This is a genomic window from Enterobacter sp. CPE_E1241 (assembly GCF_045618265.1).
GTDB lineage: Bacteria > Pseudomonadota > Gammaproteobacteria > Enterobacterales > Enterobacteriaceae > Enterobacter > Enterobacter adelaidei.
This window is the reverse complement of sequence record NZ_JBIWYV010000001.1, coordinates 4,824,189-4,843,782: the sequence shown is the minus strand read 5'-3', so window position 1 is coordinate 4,843,782 and position 19,594 is coordinate 4,824,189. Positions and strand designations below refer to the sequence as shown.

Here is a 19,594-nt window from a genome sequence, read left to right as displayed (position 1 = left end):
AGAGTACAGCTATGTATCACCTTCGAGTACCGCAAACGGAAGAAGAGTTAGAAGCCTATTACCAGTTCCGCTGGGAAATGCTGCGCAAGCCATTACATCAGCCAAAAGGGTCTGAACGCGACGCCTGGGATGCGATGGCCCACCATCAGATGGTGATGGATGAAGAGGGCAACCTCGTCGCCGTTGGGCGTTTGTATATCAACGCCGATAACGAAGCGTCTATTCGCTTTATGGCGGTTCATCCCTCCGTGCAGGACAAAGGTCTGGGGACGCTGATGGCGATGACCCTGGAATCTGTCGCCCGTCAGGAAGGCGTTAAGCGCGTCACCTGTAGTGCCCGCGAAGATGCCGTGGAGTTCTTCGCGAAACTTGGTTTTGTTAATCAGGGGGAAATCACTACCCCGCAAACCACACCGATTCGTCACTTTTTGATGATTAAACCTATCGCCACGCTGGATGATATTTTGCATCGCGCCGACTGGTGCGGGCAGCTACAGCAAGCCTGGTATCAGCACATTCCGCTGAGTGAAAAAATGGGTGTCCGTATTCAGCAGTACACAGGACAAAAATTTATCACCACCATGCCGGAGATCGGCAATCAAAACCCACACCACACCCTGTTTGCCGGAAGTCTGTTCTCGCTGGCTACGCTGACCGGCTGGGGGCTTATCTGGCTGATGCTGCGTGAGCGCCATCTGGGGGGGACGATCATTCTGGCCGACGCCCATATCCGCTATAGCGCACCGATCAGCGGTAAACCGAGCGCCGTGGCCGATCTGGGTTCACTGGGTGGCGACCTCGATCGCCTGGCCCGAGGTCGCAAAGCCCGCGTACAAATGCAGGTTGAACTGTTTGGTGACAAAACATCTGGCGCGGTGTTTGAAGGCACCTATATTGTTCTTCCGGCGAAGCCATTCGGCGCGTATGAAGAGGGTGGGAACGAAGAGGAATAATCCCTTCGTTGTTATTGCCTGGCTGAGCTAATTCGCCAGGCGATGTCTCGCATAACGTCTCGAGCTGACTGACTAACACCGCCAAGCTGAAAGAAGCCATGGATAACGCCCAGCCAGCGCTGAGCAGTACACTTCACACCCTGCTCAGTCAGATGCTGGAACAGCATTTCTCCCTCATCACATAGCGGATCGTATTCAGCGGTAATAATGTGCACAGGCGGAAGGCCGTGAAAATCATCGCGCCACAGTGGGCTGGCTTCCGGATGCTGAAGGTCAGTCTCTGCGAGATACATTTCATACCCGCTGAGCAGGGTATCGCGGGTGATAATATAATCCGTGCCATTCAGGGCATAACTTTCAAAGCTGGCTGTGGCATCAAGCATGGGATAGATCAGGATGAGCTGTGCTGGATTCCACAGGCCTTTATCTTTGAGCCGCAGTGATGTCACCAGCGCAAGATGTCCACCTGCACTGTCGCCGCAAAGGGTGATTCGGTTTTTATCTACACCCAGTTTGTCTGCATTCTGCCAGACAAGCTCTGCAGCGCGTTCTGCGTCGTCATGTGCTGCGGGGAATTGATGCTCGGGTGCCAGTCTGTACTGAACCGCAATCACCCGGCAGCTACCGTAAAATGCCAGCTGGCGGAGCTGATTATCATGCGTATCAAATCCACCGCTGATAAAGCACCCGCCGTGGTAGTAGATGGCTGCAGGCAATAATTCAGACGCATTGAGAGGTGAAAACACCCGGATGGTAAGTCCATCAAGGACAAGCGTCTCCACCTGAACGCGCGTTTCTATCTTCCCGGCAAGCCCCGTGCTGGCAACATACCCTGCTCGTCGTACCTCAATGGTCTGTCGACGCGACGATGGCCGACCTGCAGCGATAAATCCCTGAACCAGCTGCGCAATACCCTTTTCCAGTGCCATGAAAATGCCCTTTAACTGTATGGATATACAGCTTTATAGCCTGGTTTAATTCAAAAGAAAACAAGAATGTTGTTGAGGACAACAATCTGGAAAGCGCCTCGCAAATGGAAGGCAAACTATTGGCGGGGACTTTTACTCTACTGAGAGAAAGCGTATGTTGCCTTGAAAATAAACAATAATGATATACTGAGGTGATATATGAGTTTTCTCGTGGAGCTTAACATGGGCAGGATTCTGATCGATTTGTCGGATGACGTTATTCAACGTCTCGATAACCTCAAACAGCTGCGTAACCAACCTCGTGCCGAATTACTGCGTGAAGCAATTGAGCAGTTTCTCGATCAGCAAAGCTCATCCGTTATCCGTGATGCGCTTGGTCTGTGGGGGAACCAGCAAGAAGATGGATTAGAGTATGAACGTAAGCTGCGTGAGGAGTGGTAGCTATGGAACACATGGCGGTTTTTGATACCAATATCCTGATCGACCTTTTCAATAATCGCGTCGAGGCAGCAAATACAATCGAAAACACAGCATCGCACCGGTCAATCAGTCTAATTACATGGATGGAAGTCATGGTGGGGGCACGCAAACATGGCCACGAAGCGAAAACAGCGACAGTGTTGGGCGCATTTGAGATTATCGATGTAACCCGAGAGATTGCTGAAAGAAGCGTCGTGCTCCGTGAGAAACATGGCATGAAACTGCCGGATGCCATTATTTTAGCGACTGCCCAAAGCAGAAATAGCCCGTTAATAACCCGGAATACCAAAGACTTTCAGGGTATTCCAGGGGTTGTTTCACCGTACCAGCTGTAGGCCGGGCAAGCACGCGCCGCCCGGCACTGTCACAGGGAATTATTCCCCTTCACCCGGGAACAGGAACGGGTTGATCGAGCTGCGGGCAAAGCCCTCCTGCTCCATCTTTGCGTCCAGAATCAGCGAGGCGAGATCGTCGGCTACCGCTTCGACTTTTGGGTCTTTTTCCTGATACAGAATCTTGAGGTAAGTCCCGCAGTCGCCGCAGCTTTCGGCTTTTACCGCTGCTTCTTCGTTTTCCAGCGACCAGTAGTTGAGATCGCGAGTCTGTTCACAGTTGCTGCACTTCACGCGCACTACATGCCATTCGGTTTCACACAGGTTGCAGTGCAGGTAGCGCAGCCCCTGAGTGGTACCAATCTGCACCATACTGGATACCGGCATAGAGCCGCATACCGGGCAAAACTGGCGTGCTTCACCATATTCTGCACGGGCTTTACCGGGGATCAGGCTCGCCATTTGCGCCCAGTAGAGCGACAGCGCAGCCCAGATAAACGGGGCTTTATCACTGCTGACCAGCGTAAAATCGGAAGCAAACAGCGCGCTCGCCATCTCTTCCAGCTCCTGATCGGAGGCTTTTTCCAGATTTTCGATAACGGCCAGCGCGGTGCCGCTCATCTCTGGCTTCAGTTCGGCAATCAGCGAATGCAGCAGCTTGTGCCAGTGTTTATCGCGCGGCAGCACGTGAATATCCAGCGGTGGTTTGCCTTGCTCACTGGCTTCTTTAATGCGCGCAGTCAGGTCCATTTGCAGAGGGTGGTCGTACAGCACCACTTCCTGCGCGTGGGCAATCAGCGCGGCGAAGCGCAGAAAATCGCCCAGCGGGTTGTTCTCTGCCAGCTCGCGCAGACGCTCTGCGCGGCGGTTGTAGAGGTTCTTGAGCCTGGGGAATAACAACGGCGGAATATATTCCGCCGTGCGTTTCTCGCTCGACCCCAGCTCATCTTGCGGGATTATGCGAATACTCATTCAGATGACTTTTCCTGTTTCTGGCGGACTTCACGGTACCAGCGTGGGTGATGTTTCTTTGCCCACGTACTGGTTACCCATCCTTCCACCATCGCGGTAATGGTGCCTTTCACCCAAAGGGCGGCGTAGATATGCACCATGATAACCACAATTAACGCCACTGCGGCAAATGAATGCAGCATCAGCGCGAATCGGATCACCGGGATTGAGAAAGCAGGCGCAAAGTACGGACGCCAGATGATCACGCCGCTCACCAGCAACAGGACCAGGAAGATAATCGCCGCCCAGAATACGCATTTCTGACCGAAGTTATAACGCCCGGTATCACCTACTTCCTCGTTGACGACAATCTTACGAATATTCTTCGCCCAAAAGATATCATCCCGATTGATTAGGTTATGGTGCCAGTAGCGGAAAAACATGATGATGAACGACGCGAACATGATGACGCCAACAAACGGGTGCAGGATGCGCGCCAGCTGTGGTGTCCCCATGATCTGCATCAGCCAGTTGAAGGACGGGAAGAAGAACCCCAGCCCGCTTATCGCCGCCAGCATGAAGCAGAAGGCGGTGACCCAATGGTTGATACGTTCCGGCGCGGTATAGCGCACGATGGTGTCACGTTTTCTCATTTGCGCACCTCGTCTTTCTCTTCATGCAGGTTGTCATCTTCCTCTTCCGCGCGGTTCGGACCGACACCAACGTAGTGGAAAATGCTTGCTGCGAAGGTAGCAGCAAAGCCCACCGCGGCCAGCGGTTTCCAGATGCCTTTCCAGAACTTCACGGTGGCGCTGATTTCCGGGTTTTCCGGCAGGCCGTGATACAGATTCGGCTTGTCGGCGTGGTGCAGCACGTACATCACGTGCGTACCGCCAACCCCGGCCGGATCGTACAGGCCCGCATTGTCGTAACCACGGGTTTTCAGCTCGCCCACGCGCTCTGCCGCCAGCGTTTTCATATCCTCTTTCGAACCAAAGTGGATAGCACCGGTCGGGCAGGTCTTCACGCAAGCCGGCTCCTGGCCGACGTTTACACGGTCAACACACAGCGTACATTTGTAGACGCGGTTGTCTTCCGGGTTCAGTCGCGGCACGTTGAACGGACAGCCGGCAATGCAGTAGCCGCAGCCAATACACTGCTCAGATTGGAAGTCGACGATACCATTGGCATACTGAATGATAGCCCCTTCTGACGGGCACGCCTTCAGACAGCCCGGATCCGCGCAGTGCATACAGCCGTCTTTGCGGATAAGCCATTCCAGTTTGTCGTTCTGCTCCACTTCAGAGAAGCGCATCACCGTCCAGGACTTGGCGGTCAGGTCCGCCGGGTTGTCATAAACCCCGACGTTGTGACCCACTTCGTCACGGATGTCGTTCCACTCTGAACAGGCCACCTGACAGGCTTTACAGCCGATACAGGTGGTCACGTCGATAAGCTTCGCCACTTCCTGCTGGTGGTCCCGCGCCTGAGGCGCGGGCGTGAAACCGTTAGTCGCGGAACGACGGATAATGTCCTGAGATTGATAAGCCATAAGTCGTCTCCGTTACACCTTTTCCACGTTCACGAGGAAGGCCTTAAACTCCGGCGTCTGCGTGTTCGCATCACCGACGAACGGCGTCAGGGTGTTCGCAATAAACCCTTTCTTCGCCACGCCCTCATACCCCCAGTGAATAGGAATACCGATGGTATCCACCTGCTGACCGTGAACGTTCAGCGTGCGAATGCGCTTGGTCACCACCGCCTTGGCTTTGATGTAGCCACGGTTAGAGGAGACCTTCACGGTATCGCCATGGGCAATGCCGAGCTTGTTCGCCAGCTTTTCACCGATCTCCACAAACTGTTCCGGCTGCGCGATGGCGTTAAGCAGCGCGTGCTTGGTCCAGTAGTGGAAGTGCTCAGTCAGACGGTAAGTGGTGCCCACGTACGGGAACTTGTCCTTTTTACCCAGCGCTTCGAAATCGCCCTTGAAGATACGGGCTGCCGGGTTAGAGACCACGTTCGGGTGCAGCGGGTTGGTGCCCAGCGGCGTCTCAAACGGCTCGTAGTGTTCCGGGAACGGCCCTTCCGCCATTTTATCAATAGCAAACAGGCGTCCCATCCCTTCAGGCTGCATGATAAACGGCCCGACATCGCTGCCTGGTGCGGCAGTGCTGTAGTCCGGAATATCCACGCCGCCCCATTTCGCACCGTCCCACTTGAGAAGCTGACGCTTCGGATCCCACGGATTACCCTGCGGGTCAGCGGAGGCGCGGTTATAGAGGATGCGGCGGTTGAGCGGCCACGCCCACGCCCAGCCCAGCGTGTTGCCAAGACCTGACGGGTCGGCGTTGTCGCGGTTGGCCATCTGGTTGCCTTTCGGCGTCCAGCTACCGGCAAAGATCCAGCAGCCGCTTGAGGTGGTGCCGTCATCACGCAGATGCGCGAAGGTGCTCAGCTGCTCGCCTTTCTTCGCCAGCACGGTACCGGTGGCCGGGTCGATAACGTCCGCCAGCGCCTTACCGTTGCTCTCCATCGCCACTTCTTCCGGCGCTGGGTTTTCCGGCGTCGAATAGTTCCAGCTCATGTTCAGCACCGGTTCCGGGTTCGCGCCGCCTTCAGCCGCATACATCTTACGCAGGCGTAAGAAGATACCGGCCAGGATCTCGCCGTCGTTCATGGCGATGCCCGGGGCGTCCGCACCTTTCCAGTGCCACTGCAGCCAGCGTCCGGAGTTGACTATAGAACCGTTCTCTTCCGCGAAGCAGGTCGATGGCAGACGGAACACTTCGGTTTGAATCTTCGATGGATCGACGTCGTTCGATTCACCGTGGTTCTGCCAGAAGGTCGAGGTCTCGGTATTGAGCGGGTCAATCGTCACCAGGAACTTCAGCTTCGACAGAGACTCAACAACCTTGTTCTTGTTCGGGAACGAGGCAACCGGGTTAAAGCCCTGGCACAGATAGCCGTTCACTTTGCCCTGGTGCATCATCTCGAAATACTGCAGAACGTCGTAACCTTTGTCCCACTTCGGCAGCCAGTCAAAGCCCCAGCTATTTTCCGCCGTCGCTTTGTCGCCGAAGAACGCTTTCATCATGGAGACGAAGAACTTCGGATAGTTGCCCCAGTAGTTCACCTGGCCTTCAAGCAGCGGTTTAGGCGTGCTGGCCGTCAGGTAGGTTTGCAGGTCTGGCTGTTTCTCGCTTGGCAGATTCATATAGCCTGGCAGGCTTTGAGACAGGAGACCCAGGTCGGTCAGGCCCTGAATGTTGGAGTGACCGCGCAGGGCGTTCACGCCGCCGCCTGCCATCCCCATGTTGCCGAGTAGGAGCTGAACCATCGCCATGGTACGGATGTTCTGCGCACCGATAGAGTGCTGCGTCCAGCCGAGGGCGTACAGGAACGACGCGGTTTTATCTTTCGCGCTGGTTTCGGCGATAAGCTCGCACACCTTCAGGAAGTCCGCCTTCGGCGTACCACAGATGTTTTCGACAACGTCCGGTGTATAGCGGGAAACGTGCTCTTTCAGCAGGTTCCACACGCAGCGCGGATGTTGCAGCGTGGTATCGCGCTTCGCAAAGCCTTTCTCATCCAGCTCGTAGTTCCAGCTGGTTTTGTCGTATTTGCGTTTTTCGGCGTCATAACCGCTGAACAGGCCATCTTCGAAGTGGTAATCCTCACGCACGATCAGGCTGGCGTTGGTATAGGCTTCGGTGTATTCGCGGTTATATTTTTCGTTGGTCATCAGGTACAGCAATACGCCTGACAGGAAAGTGATGTCAGTACCTGAACGAATAGGGGTGTAGAAATCCGCCACTGACGCAGTACGCGTAAAGCGGGGATCGATAACAATCAGTTTCGCACCGTTGTGGATTTTGGCTTCCATCGCCCAGCGGAACCCGACAGGGTGCGCTTCAGCGGCGTTACCGCCCATCACCACAATGAGGTTGGCGTTCTTGATGTCGACCCAGTGGTTGGTCATCGCACCGCGACCAAATGTTGGAGCAAGACTTGCTACCGTTGGTCCGTGTCAGACACGCGCCTGGTTGTCGACCGCGAGCATACCGAGTGCACGCGTAAATTTCTGGGTTAAATAACCGGTTTCGTTGCTGGAAGCAGAGGCACACAGCATCCCGGAGGAGAGCCAGCGGTTGACCGTGACGCCGTCGGCGTTTTTCTCAACAAAGTTGGCATCGCGATCTTCTTTAATATGTTTTGCGATGCGGTCAAACGCTTCTTCCCAGCTAATTTGCTGCCATTTGTCGGAGCCAGGCGCGCGATATTCAGGGAATTTGAGGCGGCTTTCGGAGTGGATAAAGTCCACCAGACCGGCCCCTTTCGGGCACAACGCGCCGCGGTTGACCGGATGATCCGGGTCGCCTTCGATATGGAAAATAGACGCTTTGGCGTTTTTAGCACCGTCGCCGAGGCTATACATTAACAGCCCGCAACCGACAGAGCAGTACGTACAGGTATTACGGGTTTCACGGGTGCGCAGCAGCTTATACTGCCGCGTTTCCGCCAGCGCTACGCCGGGCGCAAAGCCCAGTGCCGCTGCCGTGGTGCCTGCCATACCGCCAGCGCAGATCTTAAAGAACTGCCTTCTGCTGACCTGCATGGGTCACTCCTTGTTTCGACATTGCTTACATATGGTGTTTTGACTTCGCGGCTAAAGAATGACCGCAAAGGAGAAAAATTTGCGTTAATCCCTCAATTCCACGAGGGATATCATAAGAATACCACAATGTCGGTATGCCTGTTCTCATGGCGTTAAAACAAAGTGAACGTATTATCACCTTGCTGATTATAAAGTGTGATGTTGATCACGCTGGAAGCTCGACATGTTAAAGCCGTGTAGCGGGTGTCGGGTTGCACCCCTCCGAAATGAGTAGGAGAATGGTTGTTGAAAAGTTGATCCATACTATGCGTAAGACCTGCAGTTTATGTTGCAATAGCAGGCTCACCTTCGTGGTTGTTCAGGAATACCGCTGTGTCTAAACAAAACCGTGCTCCTCACTCGTCGTCATTGCCTGCGGGCATTGTGGAATTGTCGGTGCACAGGCCGCCCCACATTACTCACGCCACGCCCGATTTTCTGGCCGAGGAAGTTCCCGTTGCCCTGGTTTACAACGGTATTTCGCATGTGGTGATGATGGCCTCTCCGAAAGATCTCGAGCTTTTTGCCATTGGTTTTTCTCTTTCGGAGGGCATCATTGAGCACCCGCAGGAGATCTACGGCATGGATGTGGTTCAGGCCTGCAACGGCCTGGAAGTGCAAATTGAACTCTCGAGCCGCCGTTTTATGGGGCTGAAAGAGCGTCGACGTGCGCTGGCAGGGCGCACCGGTTGCGGTGTCTGCGGCGTTGAGCAACTCAACGATATTGGTAAACCCGTTACGCCTCTGCCGTTTACTCAGACCTTTAATCTGGCGTATCTCGACCATGCGCTTGAACACCTCAACGACGTTCAGCCGATAGGTCAACTGAGCGGTTGTACACACGCCGCAGCCTGGGTGCTGCCATCAGGTGAAATTGCCGGTGGGCATGAGGATGTGGGTCGCCACGTGGCGCTGGATAAGCTGCTCGGTCGCCGTGCGCGTGAAAACGACATCTGGCAGCAAGGTGCTGCGCTGGTGTCCAGTCGGGCCAGCTACGAGATGGTGCAGAAATCCGCGATGTGTGGCGTTGAAATTTTGTTTGCCGTGTCGGCGGCGACCACGCTGGCGGTGGAAGTGGCCGAGCGCTGTAACCTGACGCTGGTAGGGTTCTGCAAGCCGGGAAGGGCGACAATTTATACCCATCCTCAGCGCTTAATTGTTGATCAGTAATTTTGAATGATATTAGCAAATCCTTCCGCTTTTAGTTGTTGGTGATGAGGTCTAGTATTTATCTCATCAAGGCACAACGCCTTATCTAAACAACTTAACGAAAGGGTTTAAATCATGAAAAGCATCAAAACTTTTGTCGCTGTAATCGCTCTGGCTACTTCTTTCGGTTCTTTCGCAGCACAGACTGTGACCGCAACAGCCTCTACCATTGACGGCGCAGAAGCGAAAATCGCTGCACAGGCTCAGGAAGCAGGCGCGTCATCTTACAAAATTACCCAGGCATTCTCCGGTAACCGTGTACACATGACGGCTGAACTGAACAAATAATCTCGCTTTACCGTCGAAAGAGCGCCCCCGGGGCGCTTTTTTTATTGTATCCCCGCCAGGCGCAGTAGCGCCGTTACCACCGCCGCCGCAACGATCACCACAATTAACGGCATCTTCCGCCAGGCCAGAAACACCGCAAACGCCACGCCCAGCACGCGCGCCATACCCGCAAAATGTTCCCCTTCATAAAAGGTTGTCGCCAGCGCCACGGAAAAGAGTAAAACCGTTGCCGCGTCAGAAAGCAGCGACTGTGAACGCTCCGACAGTGCCAGCCTGCTGCCGAGCTTTGCACCACCCAGACGCATCAGATACGTCCCTGCCGATAAGATGGCAATCCCCAGAATAAAGAATGTCATGTTTCCCATTATTTTTTCCTCGCCGCCAGGCCCAGTAAAGACAGCAGAACCGGCAAACCGACCGGAGCAAACGGTACGGCAGACAGTGACAACACTGCGCCGCTACAGGCACGGATCAGCGTGGTACGGTTTTTAAATGCGGGTACCACTAAGGCCAGTAATATGGCCGGGAACACCGCATCCAGCCCGATGGTTTCTGGATCTGGCAGAAGTTTACCGACCATGGCACCCAGCAGCGCTCCCAGCGGCCAGATAATCGCCACACCTAAACCACATAACCAGTAGGCAGCTTTACGCTGTTCGGGCGTTTTTTGCGACAGGCCAAACACCACGCTTTCATCGTTCATGATGTGACAGCCCAAAAAACTCAAACCACGTTTGCCGACCAGTTCACGCACCGTGACGCCAAACGGCACATGGCGGGCGTTCACCAGCAACCCGGCAGCCGCAGCCGCCAGAGGGTTACCCCCGCTCGCGACAATGCCGATAAACATAAATTCGGACGCGCCCGCGAGTACGGTAATGGAAAGCACAAACGGTACCCAAACAGGAAAACCGTAGGCTATCGCCAGCGAGCCGTATGACATCCCGACCACACCAACGGCGAGACAAACCAGGATGATTGCTTTTATCGTGTCGCCTTTCAGGCAAGAGAAATGATGCTTCATACAATTTTAGCCATATCGAACGTGTATCCATTATAATGAACGCAACAAAACAGTTTTTCAAGACGAACGATTCGTTCGATTTATAGAACAAGAGGCCGTTATATGACGCAGCCAATTAGCGTAATCGCCAAAAGTCTGGTGCGAGAACGCCAGCGAACCGGACTTTCACTGGCGGAAATTGCCCGCCGTGCCGGGATCGCTAAATCCACGCTGTCCCAGCTGGAGTCTGGCAATGGCAACCCTAGCCTGGAAACGCTGTGGTCGCTTTGCGTGGCGCTGGATATTCCTTTCGCCCGTTTACTGGAACCACAACAGCCGACCACGCAGGTGATTCGCCGCGGTGAAGGGACCAAAGTGGTCGCCGGGCAGGCTAACTATGAAGCCATTTTACTGGCGGCGTGTCCACCGGGCGCGCGTCGCGATGTTTACCTTCTGATGACCCAACCGGGTGCAGATCGACTCTCTCAGCCGCATTCGCCTGGCTCGGTAGAGCATATTATCGTGACGCAGGGGCGGGCACTGGTCGGCCTGATTGACGCGGCGGAAGAGCTGAATGCGGGGGATTACATCTGCTATCCCGCCGATCGTCCGCACATCTTTAAAGCTCTGGAGCCAGACACGTATGCGCTGCTGGTGGCGGAACAGAATTAAAGCGCCGGGTAATTTTGTGTTAACTCAATGATATAAATAACAATTTCTCCATTTCCCAAAAGCAAATAACCTTATAAAAATTACGGCATTGATAATCATTTTCAATATCATTTAATTAACTATAATGAACCAACTGCTTACGCGGCATTAACAGCTGTGCCGCCCGACAATAATGGAGAGGATTATGAGTTATACACTGCCATCCCTGCCGTATGCCTACGACGCACTGGAACCGCATTTCGACAAGCAGACGATGGAAATCCATCATACTAAACACCACCAGACCTATGTGAACAACGCGAATGCGGCGCTGGAAAGCCTGCCAGAGTTCGCTAACCTGTCTGCTGAAGAGCTGATCACCAAACTGGATCAACTGCCAGCGGACAAGAAAACCGTACTGCGTAACAACGCAGGTGGTCATGCGAACCACAGCCTGTTCTGGAAAGGCCTGAAAACCGGTACCACCCTGCAGGGTGACCTGAAAGCGGCGATCGAGCGTGACTTCGGTTCAGTTGACAACTTCAAAGCGGAATTCGAAAAAGCGGCTGCAACGCGTTTTGGTTCTGGCTGGGCGTGGCTGGTACTGAAAGGTGACAAACTGGCGGTAGTTTCAACGGCTAACCAGGATTCCCCTCTGATGGGTGAAGCAATTTCTGGTGCATCCGGTTTCCCAATCGTGGGTCTGGACGTATGGGAACATGCTTACTACCTGAAATTCCAGAACCGTCGCCCGGACTACATCAAAGCATTCTGGGACGTTGTTAACTGGGACGAAGCCGCTGCACGTTTTGCTGCTAAAAAATAATCCCTGATATCGGTATCACCGGTTAATTCATAAATGAAGCCTGGTTAATTTCACCAGGCTTTTTCAATTTTTCCCTCTCAGCGTATCAGATTATTTTTACTTAAATTCTAATTAAGAAAATATCAGCGCCTGAGGTTTATCTGTATGAATATAATTTGACCTGAAAAATATTCTGGCTGACAGTTGCTAACGCTTTTGTTCCCACCCTTTTCAGGTCAATGTCCATGCATATTAATAAAAAGCTAACAATATGTTTGCAGGTGTTTTTTTACCTGCACTTCACGTTTTGTAATGCATTCTTGTTCTCGTTTCCCGCGCATGCTGAAACAAATCGGAACGTAGAAATCAATACGAAAAGTGGTGAAAATAATACTGTAAAAGTAAAAGATACGCCATCAGATACCCGCGATAGTGATAAAGATATAGCCGGGGTGCTTTCTGGTGCTGGCTCATTATTAAGCCAGGATAATAAAAGTGACGCTATTATAAATTCATTGATTAATAGCGGTTCAAGTAAAGCTACAAATGAAATTCAACAGTGGTTGCAGCAATTTGGCACGGCCAGAGTGAATATTGGTCTTGACCAGAATTTTTCGCTGGAGAGTGCGAATCTGGATCTGCTGCTCCCGCTGTATGATGATAAAGGCGCCAATTTATTATTCACGCAACTGGGTGGGCGACGCGAAGACGATCGTAACATCTTTAACGCCGGTCTTGGCTATCGCTACTTTGCTGATAGCTGGATGTGGGGGGTGAACGCCTTCTATGATCAGCAAGTATCCGGCAATACGCACCAGCGAATGGGTGTCGGTGGCGAATTAGGTTGGGACTACTTGAAGCTCAGTGCCAACGGTTATAAACGCCTTTCCGGGTGGAAAACATCTTCAACACATCAGGATTACGAAGAGCGCGTCGCAGATGGCTATGATGTGCGTACAGAGGGGTATTTACCCGTTTATCCTCAACTCGGCGCAAAACTGGTCTGGGAACAATATTATGGCGACGATGTTGCCTTGTTTGGTGACGACGATGATGACCGCCAAAAAAATCCTTATGCTGTTACTGCTGGAATTAACTTTACCCCATTCCCCCTTATTTCATTTGGTCTTAACCAAAAAATGGGTAAGGGTGATCACAATGATACACAGGTTGAATTTAATGTTAACTGGATGCCGGGTGTACCCATTGCAACACAGCTAGACTCCGAAAAAGTCAAAGAGCGCCGCACATTACTTGGCAGTCGAATGGATCTGGTTAATCGTAACAATAACATTGTGCTGGAATACCGTAAGCAGGATCTTATTTCGCTCTCGCTTCCTGAGCGTATTGAAGGTGTTGAATCGAAAACAGTGCCTGTTACTGTGAACATTAAGACAAAATACCCTGTCGATCATATTGTCTGGCAAGACGAAAATCTGGTTAAAAATGGCGGGAAAATTAGCGAGAAAAATGGCGCCTGGTTTGTTGTATTACCGCATTATGAGCAAAACGGTGCTGAGAAAAATATGTATGTGGTCTCCGCAACGGCTTATGACAATCGAGGAAATAAATCTGATACCGCGCATATGACCGTGGCGGTGAATGGATTTGACGTCACTCAGGTCACTTCTGATACCACTTCCGAAAATACGCATTTGCCAGCTGATGGCGTGAGTACCACACAAGTCATGGTGACGATAACATCCGGTGGCGGGCAGAAAATCACGGGGCTTGCCAGCCATCTGAGCAGCCAGTTGCTCCGCGTGTCCGCACGGAAAAAGACCGTGGGTACCGACCTGGTTAGCGAGAAAATGACGGCGTTTCGGGAACAGTCCGCAGGGGTGTATGTGAGTACATTCACCAGCGGAAGTGTGCCGGGGGATGTGACAATCCAGCCGTTGTACGATACGACGAAGCTGAATAAAACCGTGGTCACTCTTGATGCAACAGACGACTCTCAACACTTTGACCATCTGGAGGCGTCAAAAAATACGGCACTGGCGAACGGTCAGGATGCGATTATGCTGACGGCGCATGTGGTTAATGCGGCGAATGAACCGGTACAAGGTGCGAAGGTTAAATGGCAGGGGGATAACTCGCATGCCGTTTTCTCTGCTGCGCAAAGCACCAGCGATGCGCAAGGTAATGCGACGGTATCGGTCACCAGTCACGATGTACTTAGTCTGACGGTTAACGCGCAACTGGAAAATGGCGAATCGATTACAGGCCCTGCGCTGCAATTCACCGCTGATGCCGATTCCGCCGTCGTGACGCATCTTGAAGCGGATAAGACCGTCGCCAAAGCGGATAATCAGGATACGATCACGCTTACCGCGGTGGTGACTGATGACAGTCAGCATCCGCTGGTTAATCAGCCTGTGCAATGGGCGATAGACTCTGCAAATACGTCGGTACATCTCGCGGATAAACAGAGCAACACCAATGAACAAGGGGTGGCGACGATCTCGATCGCCTCGGCTAAAGCCGGGCAGGGAATTGTTTCCGCCACTGCCGGCAATAGCGAGAGCGTCACCTCTGACAAACTCACCTTTGTTGCCGATAGCGAAAGCGCAACCCTTGGAACTATCACGGCCAGTAAAACCAGTGCGCTGGCGAACGGGCAGGATACGATCTCACTTGAAGTTAAAGTGGAAGATGCCAACAAAAACCCGGTGAAGGGTGCAAAAGTCGATTGGTCTACGGGCAGCGCGACCGCCCACCTTTCCGGGACATCTACTGAAACTAACGCTCTCGGGATAGCGACCATTGAAGTCACTTCAGCAAACATTGAAGCGCTTGAAGTGACGGCGACGATGGGCGGACAAACGCAGACATCTCCTGCACTTAATTTTACCGTGGATAGCACAACGGCAGTGGTCAAAACGCTGAATGTCGATAAATCTCAGGCGACAGCGAATAACAATGATCGTATTACGCTGACGGCGGAAGTTGTCGATGCTAACGATCATCCGGTTCCTGCATCAACGTTGCAGTGGTCCATTGTTCAGGGGCAAGGCACATTGAGCGCATCACAGAATGCGACAAATGAGTCAGGTATGGGGTCAGTGACACTCACCGCCACGCAGCAGGGAACCGTTATCGTATCGGTGAATACTGCGACGGGAACTGCGGTGAATTCACCTGAATTGGTGTTTGTAGCCGATACGGCCACTGGCAAGGTTTCGCAGGTGACCACTGATAAAACACTCGCGATGGCCGATGGCAAAGACAAGGTGACTTATACCGCAACCGTGACGGATGCGAATGGCAATCCGCTTCAGGGAATGGATGTAAACTGGAGCGTCACACCTTCTTCCGCGAAACTGTCTTTAGCAACGTCACAGACAGGTGCAGACGGCACTGCGTCAGTAAGTGTGACGACGCTGAAAGCCGGGGACGTCAGCCTTACCGCCCAGGCTGGAACAGGAGCCGCCTGGAATGCGCCGGTGGTGACATTCACTGCCGATAGCACGACAGCGCAGATTGGCGAACTGTCGGCGAGCAAAGCGACCGCGCTGGCTAACGGCGTGGACAGCATCACGTTCACTGGCGTGGTAACGGATAAAAACGGTAATCCAGTAAGCGGCGAGACGGCGGCCTGGTCTGTGGTGCCAGCGACAGGTGTGCTTTCCTCAACAACGAGTGAATCTGATGCCCAGGGAAATGTATCGGTTACCCTGAAATCAGATCAGGTCGCAGACTATCGTGTGAAAGCGATTGTTAATGGGCATGAAGAAACATCTGACAGCGTGTCGTTTACGACAGATTCTTCTACGACAGCGATTCGTACACTGGTTGCAGATAAAACCAGCGATATCAGCGCGGGAAGCGAGCAAGTCACATTAACGGCAACGGTTATGGATGATTACAATCATCCCGTCGCAAATGCTCCTGTAGTGTGGTCTGGTGATAACGCGAGTGGCGTATTCAGTGAAACCAGCACAACGACAGATAGTGAGGGTAAAACGTCCGTTACCTACAGCAGCACGCTGGCAACATCGACACTAGTGATGGCTAAGAGCAGTAATAATAGCGAAAAAACAGTGCAACTCACTATTGTTCCCGATCTTCAGAGCGCAATACCCGTCACGGTTGTGGCTGATAAATCCAGCGCTGCAGCCAATGGCGAGGATCAAATCGCATTAACTGCAACAGTAAAAGATCGGTACGGTAACGCGGTCAGTCAGGCCAATGTGGGATGGCAGGTAACGCCTGCGGGGAATTATCAGTTATCCGCTGCCGAGCAGGTGACTGATGATGCTGGTAAGTCAAACGTTATGCTGTCGAGTTCGGATGTTGTCGCCTGCAAAGCGATTGCAACATTCAATGGTGTGAATAAACCCTCTGCGACATTGCGTTATGTTGCCGATGCTGCGACAGAGAAAGTGTCTCAGATTACCTCCAGCAAAACGGCGGATGTGGTGGCTGGCAAAGATGTCATTACGCTCCAGGCCACAGTGGTGGATGAGGGAAACCACCCGGTTAACAATGCCGTCGTGCATTGGGGGTCGGATAACGATAGCGGTGAATTCCAGCCTGCCGATAGCAGTACGACGAATAGCGAAGGTATTGCCGAAATTACATTTACGGCGACAAAAGCGCAACCGACGGTCATTGGCGCGGGAATTAACCATACGCAGCAAACGTTGACGGTCAACTACATCGGCAACGCAGATACGGCGACGTTATCTGCCATCAAAGCCGATAAGTCGAAAGCTGTGGCGGATAACGCAGAACGCGTCACCTGGTCGGTGACGGTGAAAGATGCGAATGGCAACCTCTTGCCTGGGATAGTTGTGAACTGGCGTAGTGATGATGCCGCCATGACGTTATCCGGCGACAGTAGCGTGACGGATGCGAACGGTATTGCGACGATAAGTGGCACGACGACAAAAGCAGGTGATGCCGTAATGACGGCAACGCTGGCGGCAGGTGGTCAGTCGCTTACAGCGGCTAAGGTCAGTTTTATCGGCGATGTTAAAACGGCGGAACTGGTGTCGTTAAACGTGGATAAATCGGTCATTCTCAGTAACGGCGTGGATTCGGCAACGTACACTGTTGAGGTAAAAGACGCTAATCAGAACCTTGTTCCGGACGCGTCGATAAACTGGCAAACCACGATGAACACTCTGTCGGCTGCCAGTACCAAAACGGATGCTTCGGGGATCGCCACTGTCAAACTTTCAGGCCATGATATCGGGATGGCAACGGTGACGGCTTCCATTAATAACTCGACGTTGTCTAACGCTAACGTGAAGTTTATTAACACGATTGAAGATACCTGGGTTATTAACTCAGATTCATCAAATTATTCTTCAGCAAAGATCGGTGGGTTCCCGTCATTAGGTTTTGTTACGGTTGATCCAACAAATGGGCCGACTCAGTTGGAATGGGCACCCAGCGGATATTCCGACGTTTCCACACCAGTTATGCTGACTAACGAAAGTGGGCAGCAGTATATGGTGAATTTGAAAGGGTACAGAGAGTCTGATTGTTCTCTGCGGCCGTTGAACGCAGCGGTAGGGTGCGATGGTGGCAATGGTATGCGCGCTAAATTTACTTATGCCCGTACGGACAATACAGACTTACCAGCCGGACATTACACCGGGTTGGTTCACTTCCTGGGTAAAGACTGGCGTACCAGTTATGCATTTGAGTACAAGTTAACGCTGGATCTTACCGTGAACTAACCGCTAAAAAACTTGCGAAAGGAATAAGGAAAAGCGAGTCTGATGACTCGCTTTTTTGTATCTGCAAAAAGGAGCAGCAATGCATTATCCGGTGAATGTATTTACAGGCAAGGTCAGGGAGTACGACGGCAGTCGCCCGAGTGCCATCGCCAAAGTGCAGGTCGACGGTGAGCTGACGTTAACCGAGCTTGGGCTTGCGGGCGACGAGCAGGCCGAGAAGAAAATCCACGGTGGGCCCGATCGGGCGCTGTGCCACTATCCGCGCGAGCACTATCAATACTGGATAGCCGAATTCCCCGAGCAGGCGGACCTCTTTGTCGCGCCAGCCTTTGGCGAGAACCTCTCCACCGAAGGGCTGACGGAGAGGAATGTTTTCATCGGCGATATCTTCCGCTGGGGCGACGCCCTGATTCAGGTGACGCAGCCGCGCTCACCGTGCTTCAAACTTAACTACCATTTTGGCATCAGCGATATGTCTGCCCAACTGCAGACGGCAGGCAAAACCGGCTGGCTGTACCGCGTAGTGCTGGCCGGGCAAGTCTCTGCGGACGCACCGCTGGAACTGGCATCACGCCTGAGCGATGTCTCAGTGTATGACGCCTGCGCGATAGCCTGGCATATGCCGTTTGATGACGACCAGTATCATCGCCTCCTGTCGGCGGCAGGGTTATCAACCAGCTGGACAAGAACGATGCAGAAGCGGCGTATTAGTGGGGAGATCGAGGATAATTCGAGGAGATTGTGGGGGAAATAGCGGTTTCTGCAAAAACGAGAGCCTCCGCCTGAATCAAGAGGACAGCACCTTTCTGGCGCTGTCCTCGCTAATCATGAACTTGATACCTGGCCCACAAAAATAGCGTCAGCTTGCCGAAAAAACTTGAGAATTTTCTCCGCTCAAATATTGTGTCTTCAAATTGGTTTAAACCAGATTGCGAGACATGAAAGAAAAAAACAATGTTGATCTCCTGAGAGACCGCTTCGAAAGTTGGCTAGCGGCTAATGATTTTCCGCCGGGCTCCAGACTTCCCTCCGAGCGCGAATTGTGCGAATTGCTGGATGCTAAACGCATGACCTTAAGGCAGGTTTTAATTGAGCTTGAGGTTGCGGCACGTATTTTCCGCAAGAACCGCAGCGGGTGGTTCATCTCTCCCCGGCGATTCATCTACAACCCAAAATCGCTCTCCAGTTTTAATGCGGAGGCGCGTGCGCAGGGGCGAAAACCTTCCTGGGGTTATTTGACCAAAGATGTTGTTGATACCGTACCTCGTCATATTGAGAAAGCTTTTTCGTCTTCCAGGGCTCCCTACCTGATTACCGGCTGGTGCGGACTGGACGATCATAAAGTTTTTTACCATGAGTCCTGGATTGATGCCGAAGCCGCCCCGGAGTTTATGGTGAAGCTGGAAAACCACGCTTTTTCTAAAGTCTGGGAAGAGCAGTTTGGGCTTGCCTTAACCATCAAAGAGATGATTTTCAAACCCGTCAATATGCCTGAACTTGCCTGCAAAGAGCTGGGAGTGGCACCCAATACGTACGGTATTTTGGTAGAGAAGCATCGTGCCACCTCTGAAAAGAAAGTGGTTCAGGTTGATCTGGAGTACTGGAGACTTGAATCCGTCGAACTGGTTATTCGTGATGAGTGAGAAAAA

17 protein-coding genes are annotated in these 19,594 nt (G+C 52.6%); 10 read left to right on the top strand and 7 right to left on the bottom strand.

Going from position 1 to position 19,594, the window contains the following annotated elements:
* The first annotated feature begins 11 nt into the window (after window positions 1–11).
* Window positions 12–953, top strand: a complete 942-nt coding sequence (gene fabY, locus ACJ9Y9_RS23635) for a fatty acid biosynthesis protein FabY (protein WP_028018144.1) — start codon at window positions 12–14, stop codon at window positions 951–953.
* A gap of 11 nt (window positions 954–964) precedes the next feature.
* On the opposite strand, the gene ACJ9Y9_RS23630 is transcribed toward fabY, so the two are convergent.
* The gene (locus tag ACJ9Y9_RS23630; RefSeq protein ID WP_028018143.1) at window positions 965–1,882 is read right to left on the bottom strand and encodes an alpha/beta hydrolase; all 918 of its coding nucleotides are present in this window, start codon (window positions 1,880–1,882) and stop codon (window positions 965–967) included.
* 198 nt (window positions 1,883–2,080) lie between these two features.
* Between ACJ9Y9_RS23630 and ACJ9Y9_RS23625 the strand changes: the two genes are divergently transcribed.
* Both ACJ9Y9_RS23625 and ACJ9Y9_RS23620 read left to right on the top strand, forming a co-directional pair.
* Entirely contained in the window at window positions 2,081–2,323 is a 243-nt protein-coding gene (locus ACJ9Y9_RS23625) for a ribbon-helix-helix protein, CopG family (RefSeq protein WP_028018142.1), read from the top strand.
* A 2-nt stretch (window positions 2,324–2,325) separates the two neighbouring features.
* Complete coding sequence (locus tag ACJ9Y9_RS23620) at window positions 2,326–2,697, top strand: type II toxin-antitoxin system VapC family toxin (RefSeq protein WP_028018141.1); 372 nt, start codon at window positions 2,326–2,328, stop codon at window positions 2,695–2,697.
* A 39-nt stretch (window positions 2,698–2,736) separates the two neighbouring features.
* On the opposite strand, the gene fdhE is transcribed toward ACJ9Y9_RS23620, so the two are convergent.
* Genes fdhE through fdnG form a run of 4 tightly spaced genes read right to left on the bottom strand, consistent with a single transcriptional unit; the run spans window position 2,737 to window position 8,260 of the window.
* Entirely contained in the window at window positions 2,737–3,666 is a 930-nt protein-coding gene (gene fdhE, locus ACJ9Y9_RS23615; RefSeq protein WP_028018140.1) for a formate dehydrogenase accessory protein FdhE, read from the bottom strand.
* On the bottom strand, window positions 3,663–4,298 hold the full coding sequence (fdoI, locus tag ACJ9Y9_RS23610; RefSeq protein ID WP_008501832.1) for a formate dehydrogenase cytochrome b556 subunit: 636 nt from the start codon (window positions 4,296–4,298) through the stop codon (window positions 3,663–3,665). The genes fdhE and fdoI overlap by 4 nt, the downstream gene beginning before the upstream one ends.
* Window positions 4,295–5,197 (bottom strand): formate dehydrogenase subunit beta, encoded by a 903-nt coding sequence (gene fdxH / locus ACJ9Y9_RS23605; protein ID WP_028018139.1) that lies wholly within the window; start codon window positions 5,195–5,197, stop codon window positions 4,295–4,297. Before fdxH ends, fdoI begins: the two co-directional genes overlap by 4 nt.
* Window positions 5,198–5,209: 12 nt before the next feature.
* A complete protein-coding gene (fdnG, locus tag ACJ9Y9_RS23600) occupies window positions 5,210–8,260 on the bottom strand; it encodes a formate dehydrogenase-N subunit alpha (protein ID WP_152546601.1) in 3,051 nt (1,016 codons plus the stop codon).
* 372 nt (window positions 8,261–8,632) lie between these two features.
* Here fdnG and fdhD point away from each other — a divergent pair, with 372 nt between their 5' ends.
* Together fdhD and ACJ9Y9_RS23590 are read left to right on the top strand one after the other, a co-directional pair.
* Entirely contained in the window at window positions 8,633–9,469 is an 837-nt protein-coding gene (gene fdhD / locus ACJ9Y9_RS23595) for a formate dehydrogenase accessory sulfurtransferase FdhD (RefSeq protein ID WP_028018136.1), read from the top strand.
* A gap of 114 nt (window positions 9,470–9,583) precedes the next feature.
* Window positions 9,584–9,796, top strand: a complete 213-nt coding sequence (locus ACJ9Y9_RS23590; RefSeq protein ID WP_014072382.1) for a DUF1471 domain-containing protein — start codon at window positions 9,584–9,586, stop codon at window positions 9,794–9,796.
* A gap of 41 nt (window positions 9,797–9,837) precedes the next feature.
* Here ACJ9Y9_RS23590 and ACJ9Y9_RS23585 read toward each other — a convergent pair whose 3' ends face one another.
* Together ACJ9Y9_RS23585 and ACJ9Y9_RS23580 are read right to left on the bottom strand one after the other, a co-directional pair.
* On the bottom strand, window positions 9,838–10,161 hold the full coding sequence (locus ACJ9Y9_RS23585; protein ID WP_028018135.1) for an AzlD domain-containing protein: 324 nt from the start codon (window positions 10,159–10,161) through the stop codon (window positions 9,838–9,840).
* Window positions 10,161–10,820, bottom strand: coding sequence for an AzlC family ABC transporter permease (locus ACJ9Y9_RS23580; protein WP_028018134.1), 660 nt, complete (start codon window positions 10,818–10,820; stop codon window positions 10,161–10,163). Before ACJ9Y9_RS23580 ends, ACJ9Y9_RS23585 begins: the two co-directional genes overlap by 1 nt.
* Before the next feature lie 102 nt (window positions 10,821–10,922).
* Between ACJ9Y9_RS23580 and ACJ9Y9_RS23575 the strand changes: the two genes are divergently transcribed.
* The 5 genes from ACJ9Y9_RS23575 to ACJ9Y9_RS23555 all read left to right on the top strand — a co-directional run bounded on the left by ACJ9Y9_RS23575 (window position 10,923) and on the right by ACJ9Y9_RS23555 (window position 19,588).
* On the top strand, window positions 10,923–11,471 hold the full coding sequence (locus ACJ9Y9_RS23575; protein WP_028018133.1) for a helix-turn-helix domain-containing protein: 549 nt from the start codon (window positions 10,923–10,925) through the stop codon (window positions 11,469–11,471).
* 184 nt (window positions 11,472–11,655) lie between these two features.
* Entirely contained in the window at window positions 11,656–12,276 is a 621-nt protein-coding gene (gene sodA / locus ACJ9Y9_RS23570; RefSeq protein WP_010436906.1) for a superoxide dismutase [Mn], read from the top strand.
* Between the two features lie 224 nt (window positions 12,277–12,500).
* The gene (locus ACJ9Y9_RS23565; protein ID WP_231079210.1) at window positions 12,501–17,945 is read left to right on the top strand and encodes an Ig-like domain-containing protein; all 5,445 of its coding nucleotides are present in this window, start codon (window positions 12,501–12,503) and stop codon (window positions 17,943–17,945) included.
* A gap of 79 nt (window positions 17,946–18,024) precedes the next feature.
* A complete protein-coding gene (gene yiiM / locus ACJ9Y9_RS23560) occupies window positions 18,025–18,699 on the top strand; it encodes a 6-hydroxyaminopurine reductase (protein WP_028018131.1) in 675 nt (224 codons plus the stop codon).
* 184 nt (window positions 18,700–18,883) lie between these two features.
* A complete protein-coding gene (locus ACJ9Y9_RS23555) occupies window positions 18,884–19,588 on the top strand; it encodes a UTRA domain-containing protein (protein WP_028018130.1) in 705 nt (234 codons plus the stop codon).
* Window positions 19,589–19,594 lie beyond the last annotated feature (6 nt).

Excerpts from the sequence above, each read along its gene's own strand:
- ACJ9Y9_RS23555 (WP_028018130.1), top strand. The coding sequence starts at position 18,884 with ATGAAAGAAAAAAACAATGTTGATCTCCTGAGAGACCGCTTCGAAAGT.
- yiiM (WP_028018131.1), top strand. The coding sequence starts at position 18,025 with ATGCATTATCCGGTGAATGTATTTACAGGCAAGGTCAGGGAGTACGAC.
- fdxH (WP_028018139.1), bottom strand. The coding sequence starts at position 5,197 with ATGGCTTATCAATCTCAGGACATTATCCGTCGTTCCGCGACTAACGGT.
- fdoI (WP_008501832.1), bottom strand. The coding sequence starts at position 4,298 with ATGAGAAAACGTGACACCATCGTGCGCTATACCGCGCCGGAACGTATC.
- ACJ9Y9_RS23590 (WP_014072382.1), top strand. The coding sequence starts at position 9,584 with ATGAAAAGCATCAAAACTTTTGTCGCTGTAATCGCTCTGGCTACTTCT.
- fabY (WP_028018144.1), top strand. The coding sequence starts at position 12 with ATGTATCACCTTCGAGTACCGCAAACGGAAGAAGAGTTAGAAGCCTAT.
- fdhE (WP_028018140.1), bottom strand. The coding sequence starts at position 3,666 with ATGAGTATTCGCATAATCCCGCAAGATGAGCTGGGGTCGAGCGAGAAA.
- ACJ9Y9_RS23625 (WP_028018142.1), top strand. The coding sequence starts at position 2,081 with ATGAGTTTTCTCGTGGAGCTTAACATGGGCAGGATTCTGATCGATTTG.
- ACJ9Y9_RS23580 (WP_028018134.1), bottom strand. The coding sequence starts at position 10,820 with ATGAAGCATCATTTCTCTTGCCTGAAAGGCGACACGATAAAAGCAATC.
- ACJ9Y9_RS23630 (WP_028018143.1), bottom strand. The coding sequence starts at position 1,882 with ATGGCACTGGAAAAGGGTATTGCGCAGCTGGTTCAGGGATTTATCGCT.
- ACJ9Y9_RS23585 (WP_028018135.1), bottom strand. The coding sequence starts at position 10,161 with ATGGGAAACATGACATTCTTTATTCTGGGGATTGCCATCTTATCGGCA.
- ACJ9Y9_RS23620 (WP_028018141.1), top strand. The coding sequence starts at position 2,326 with ATGGAACACATGGCGGTTTTTGATACCAATATCCTGATCGACCTTTTC.
- sodA (WP_010436906.1), top strand. The coding sequence starts at position 11,656 with ATGAGTTATACACTGCCATCCCTGCCGTATGCCTACGACGCACTGGAA.
- ACJ9Y9_RS23565 (WP_231079210.1), top strand. The coding sequence starts at position 12,501 with ATGCATATTAATAAAAAGCTAACAATATGTTTGCAGGTGTTTTTTTAC.
- ACJ9Y9_RS23575 (WP_028018133.1), top strand. The coding sequence starts at position 10,923 with ATGACGCAGCCAATTAGCGTAATCGCCAAAAGTCTGGTGCGAGAACGC.